The sequence below is a fragment of the Kaarinaea lacus genome, assembly GCF_975902315.1.
Window position 1 is genome coordinate 1 of sequence record NZ_CDLKIE010000482.1, and the last position, 4,556, is coordinate 4,556.

Below are 4,556 nucleotides of genomic sequence, written 5' to 3' on the forward strand. Positions count from 1 at the left end.
CGAATCTGAATTACAGATGTCTGCCAACGATTTACTGGTGCGCTATGAAGTCCATAAGAATGTTTTGCTTTATACAGGGGTCAGGCATTTCTTCACCAAGCTGACTATGGACATTACGCCTTTAGGTTCGGGCATCATAGCTATCAACCAAAAATTAACCGTTGCCGATGAGAACTTATTTGACTGGCTCCTTGGCATAAACCTGAATTACAGGTTCAACAATCGTTGGGGAATTATGATTACCGGTGACCTAGGTACAGGAGATAATGATACCGACTATAGCATTAATGCCGTAGTCGCTTTCAAAATCAACAAGCTTCACAACGTTTGGGCGGGCTATCGTTACCTGGAAATCGGCAATGAAACCGAAACCGATGGGCTAAAGTTTGATATCACCTTTGCTCAGCAAGGACCCATGTTAGGTTGGGCTTTTACTTATTGAGATCGAGCCAACGCCAGCGAACTAACTAACATCCACGTCATCTATTATTCTCGAGCGCTCATAAGCATCATGTTTTTGCTTTTGTCGACTCAGTATTTCAAGCAACAGGAATGCACCCACAATGTATGCGCCAGCCAGAATTATCTGAGCAATACGCGTGTAAAATTTACTTTCCGCGTCACCACCCATATCACCCGTTGTCGAACCGACTAACAAAATCACAGTAGAAAAAGCCGTCGCATACAATCCAGCCATTGGTTTGCCGGAAAATAGTCGTTCACCATAGAACAAGCTGAACAATATAGTAAGCAATATTAAAAACACAAAACTTGGCACGGCTACCAACAGGTTATAAAACAATATTGCTGCTACACCGCCCGCCGTATTACCGATTACCAGGGCTGCACTTCCTTTGGCACCGGTCTTTACATCCGGTGTTTGAGCAAGCATAGCGATAAATATCATCACTAAAAGCATATTGGTCATCTGAAACATAAAGAATATTACTATAACCGGCAGAACCACCAATGTACTGATAGCAGCACTTCGTATTTGTTCGCGATCAGTCATGGCTGGATGAGCAGCGGGCGCAGCTGCTTTAGTCGCCTCCGTAACTGGATCAGGAATAAAACCATGAGCAATCCAGACGAAAACAAAAGCCAAACCACCGGATAGCATCAAACCACTCGTAATACTGGTCGCCAGACTAAAGGACACTGTTCCCATCAAGGGAATCGCTGTAATTCCAATCAGCAAAAAAGCAACAACTAATGGCGATACACCACGGACATTGGCATAAAAGATATGAAACAGAAGAATAGAAATAGAGAGAAGGCAGACAATGGGATAGTGAACAGTAAAATAAGTAATAGCCAACCCAACACCACAACCAAGACCAATTACCAGCGTCACGACTAGCCCAGCACGAAAATCAGGACAGGGTGCTGGCGAACCAAGAAACTTGGCGACAAAGATTGGCGTAACGAAAAAGAGCGGCCAGGCGAAAGCAAACGACGCAGCGACACTTAACGTGACACCAAACGTAAAACGCAATATGCGTATGACGTTAGGGTCAGTGGTGTCGAGCCATTGTGAAGGTTTTAGCGTAAACATTTTCATTTAGCTATATTGTCATTGAGAGCAACCGAATTGAGCGCGGCAATCTATTCGCTTTCTAATTCAAACAGCGAGATTGCTTCGTCACTATGTTCCTCGCAATGACAAGGTAAAGCTTCTATGCACTGTCATTGCGAGCGACCAAAGGGAGCGCGGCAATCTAATAAACATACGAAAACAAACTCGTCAATCGTATTTGCAACCACCCCAGAGCATTAAACAGGAAATTACCTCCCGTATAGACAATCACATCCGCCTGCCCACCTTCACGGCGAAAACCTTTGGCGTCGTCGCCAACAAACTTAATAATGACCGGAAATCGTTGCGGATCACGCAACCACCCCGACGAAACACTGATCTTTGGTAACTCACCCGGTGCTGTAGACTGTCCCCAATTCACACCGTAACCAATACTGATTACTTCACCTTTAAATACTTTACCAGGCGCAACATCCAGCACTATTTCCGCTTCATCACCTGCTTCTATATTCCCAAGATTGTTTTCGCGCATATAGGCTTCCACCCATACTGCCCTGGTGGAAACAAAAGTCATTACCGGTTTACCCGCCTGCGCATAATGTCCAACATCTACACGGACGTCAGTGATACCACCAAACGAAGGTGCTACAACGCTGGTATTGTTCAAATCAAGGCGAGCCTTATCCAACGCAGATAATGCCTTGCGAATTTTAGGATTATCTGCACCCTTTTTTCCCAGATGTTCTTTAGCCCTTTGCAAATCAGCTTCGGCATTAATCACCTTGGCCTGTTCCTGCTCCACCTGGACACGCGCCCGATCAATATCTGCCTGGGGCACCACGCCCAGGTCTTCCACTGCAATCAAACGATTGGCATCGACCTGAACTCGTCTTAAGGTGGCTTGCGCTTTCGCCAGGCTTGCTTGCGCAGCGGCCACACCTGCCGTTTCTGCACCAATATCCTGCCCGGCTTTTTCCAAATCCGCTTCGGCTTTACGCACCGCTATTTCAAAGGGTTCCGGGTCAATCTTGAATAAGGTTTTTCCTTCGTCCACTACAGCGTTGATCGCCACGTTAATCTCACTGATAACGCCAGACACCTGTGACGCAATAGGCACGATGTATCCTCGCACCCTTGCCTGGTTCGTTGATGGCGTTAACCGATCGGCGATGACATACCAGAAGAAAAACACAAGTACCACACCCACCATAATCAACGTAAGCTTGCGAACAGAGGCAGGCTTTTTGTCGTTGCTCGTATCTTTTTTTTCTTCTGCACTTTTTTCCGGTGCATCGGATTGTTTTTCAGGGTTGTTTGTTTTTTCTGAGTTGGACATTTTTATATTCCGAAAAATAATTCGTTTGTCAGTTTTTGATGCACAATTTTCTTCTACTTTTACTTCAATTCAACTTACTACGTTATCCCCTTCTCCCCTTGAGGGGAGAAGGATGGGATGAGGGGTGAAATATATTTAGCATCATAAGTTAAACTCTTACCCCTCACCCTGGCCCTCTCCCCAAAGGGGAGAGGGAAATATATTTTGTACGGTAAATATTATTAAGCCTTCTCCGCCCCCACTTCTTCACCTAAACTTTCCGCCTCTTCCAGCATTTCGGACAAGTTTTCCGGATACAGCCACACAATGAATAATTTATAAAACAACGCTAGCACTACTGCGCCTACGAACAAGCCAATGATTCCAGAAAGCATCATGCCACCAATGGCGCCAATCAGGATGATTAACATTGGTACGTCAACACCACGCCCTAAAAACATCGGTTTTAGAAACGCATCACTCATGCTGACCACAATACTCCAGATGGTGAATAACACGGCCGGTGTCGTATCGGCTACTGAGAACACATAAAAGATAATCGGTAAAAGCACTAATATAGGTGGCAATTGAATCACCGCGAGAAACAGCACCAGGAATGCCCACAAACCAGCAAGTGGTACACCCATGACTAATAAACCTATGCCTGCCAGCAGGGCTTGAATCATCGCAACGCCCAGTACACCTTGCGCCACACTGCGTACTGTAGCTGCCGCAATAACAGCGAAGTCGGCACCATGCTGTCCGGCTAGTCGCATGGTAAACGCTTTAGTAAAGTTAAATCCGCCTTTTGCATTCACCATTAACACGCCGGCAATGATGACGGAAATAATAAACTGCACGATACCCGCACCAGTACCAGCCGCAGCACCAAGCAACCAGTTAATCACCCCTTTCATTTGCGGTCCAGCTTTTGCTATTGCGGCTTCAAGGTTTGTTGATGCCAGTTTCCAATATTCATAAAGCTGTTCGCCTACCAGGGGCCAGGTGGCAACACTCTCTGTTGGTGGCGGTACTTTTAGTGAACCTTCTTGCAGACCCTCAGATATATACTGTGCACCCTCAATCATGGAAGCTGATAAAAAGTACGATGGTATGAGGATTAATGCCAGAATGGAAAGCGTCAATATAACGGTCGCCATCTTTTCTTTGCCACCCAGCTTATTGCTCAACCACCCAACAATGGGGTATAAGGCCACCGCTAACACGATCCCCCAAACCACTAAGGTAATGAATGGTCGCACGATCTGAAAACACCACACGACGATCAATGCCAGAAACGCGATTTTTATCACAGCTTCTACAGAATTCTTTACAAAATCACCATCAGGACTAGCAGAGTTGATAGTCATATTTGCCTCTCAAAAGCTCAATTATTTTTATTCCGCAAATTACCTGGCGAGCGGATACCCCACACGACAGCGTAAACGTTACCATGGTTCTTCTCTGACACTAAGCTTATTGCAGCAGGGATGATTGTTCTTGCCAATTTGTGCCACCAGGCACCTATTAATAGAACGATTATTAAACAGTTAGTTATTGATATTCCTCAATCCCACTGGCGTGAAATGGCAATTCACTCATGGCGTAATATGGTAAATTCCGATGAAGAGATTGTGGATATACTTGTATGTAGTTATCATTGGTTAGTTTTTGATCGCAGGACAAACACAAAGACATGGACCC

The 4,556-nt window shown here is 45.4% G+C and carries 5 protein-coding genes; 2 read left to right on the plus strand and 3 right to left on the minus strand.

What is annotated here, in order from left to right:
- On the plus strand, positions 1-442 hold a 442-nt coding region (locus ACWVCM_RS14950), incomplete at its 5' end, for a hypothetical protein (protein WP_455202564.1).
- A 21-nt stretch (positions 443-463) separates the two neighbouring features.
- Here ACWVCM_RS14950 and ACWVCM_RS14955 read toward each other — a convergent pair.
- From ACWVCM_RS14955 to ACWVCM_RS14965, 3 genes are all read right to left on the minus strand, one after another.
- A complete protein-coding gene (locus ACWVCM_RS14955) occupies positions 464-1,555 on the minus strand; it encodes a DUF2955 domain-containing protein (RefSeq protein WP_455202565.1) in 1,092 nt (363 codons plus the stop codon).
- Between the two features lie 163 nt (positions 1,556-1,718).
- Entirely contained in the window at positions 1,719-2,873 is a 1,155-nt protein-coding gene (locus tag ACWVCM_RS14960; RefSeq protein ID WP_455202566.1) for an HlyD family secretion protein, read from the minus strand.
- Between the two features lie 221 nt (positions 2,874-3,094).
- Positions 3,095-4,222 carry an AI-2E family transporter gene (locus ACWVCM_RS14965; RefSeq protein WP_455202567.1) on the minus strand — a complete coding sequence of 376 codons (1,128 nt, stop codon included), beginning with the start codon at positions 4,220-4,222 and terminating at the stop codon, positions 3,095-3,097.
- 120 nt (positions 4,223-4,342) lie between these two features.
- Between ACWVCM_RS14965 and ACWVCM_RS14970 the strand changes: the two genes are divergently transcribed.
- The coding region (locus ACWVCM_RS14970; RefSeq protein ID WP_455202568.1) for a hypothetical protein at positions 4,343-4,556 on the plus strand (214 nt) is incomplete at its 3' end.

Excerpts from the sequence above, each read along its gene's own strand:
- ACWVCM_RS14960 (WP_455202566.1), bottom strand. The coding sequence starts at position 2,873 with ATGTCCAACTCAGAAAAAACAAACAACCCTGAAAAACAATCCGATGCA.
- ACWVCM_RS14965 (WP_455202567.1), bottom strand. The coding sequence starts at position 4,222 with ATGACTATCAACTCTGCTAGTCCTGATGGTGATTTTGTAAAGAATTCT.
- ACWVCM_RS14955 (WP_455202565.1), bottom strand. The coding sequence starts at position 1,555 with ATGTTTACGCTAAAACCTTCACAATGGCTCGACACCACTGACCCTAAC.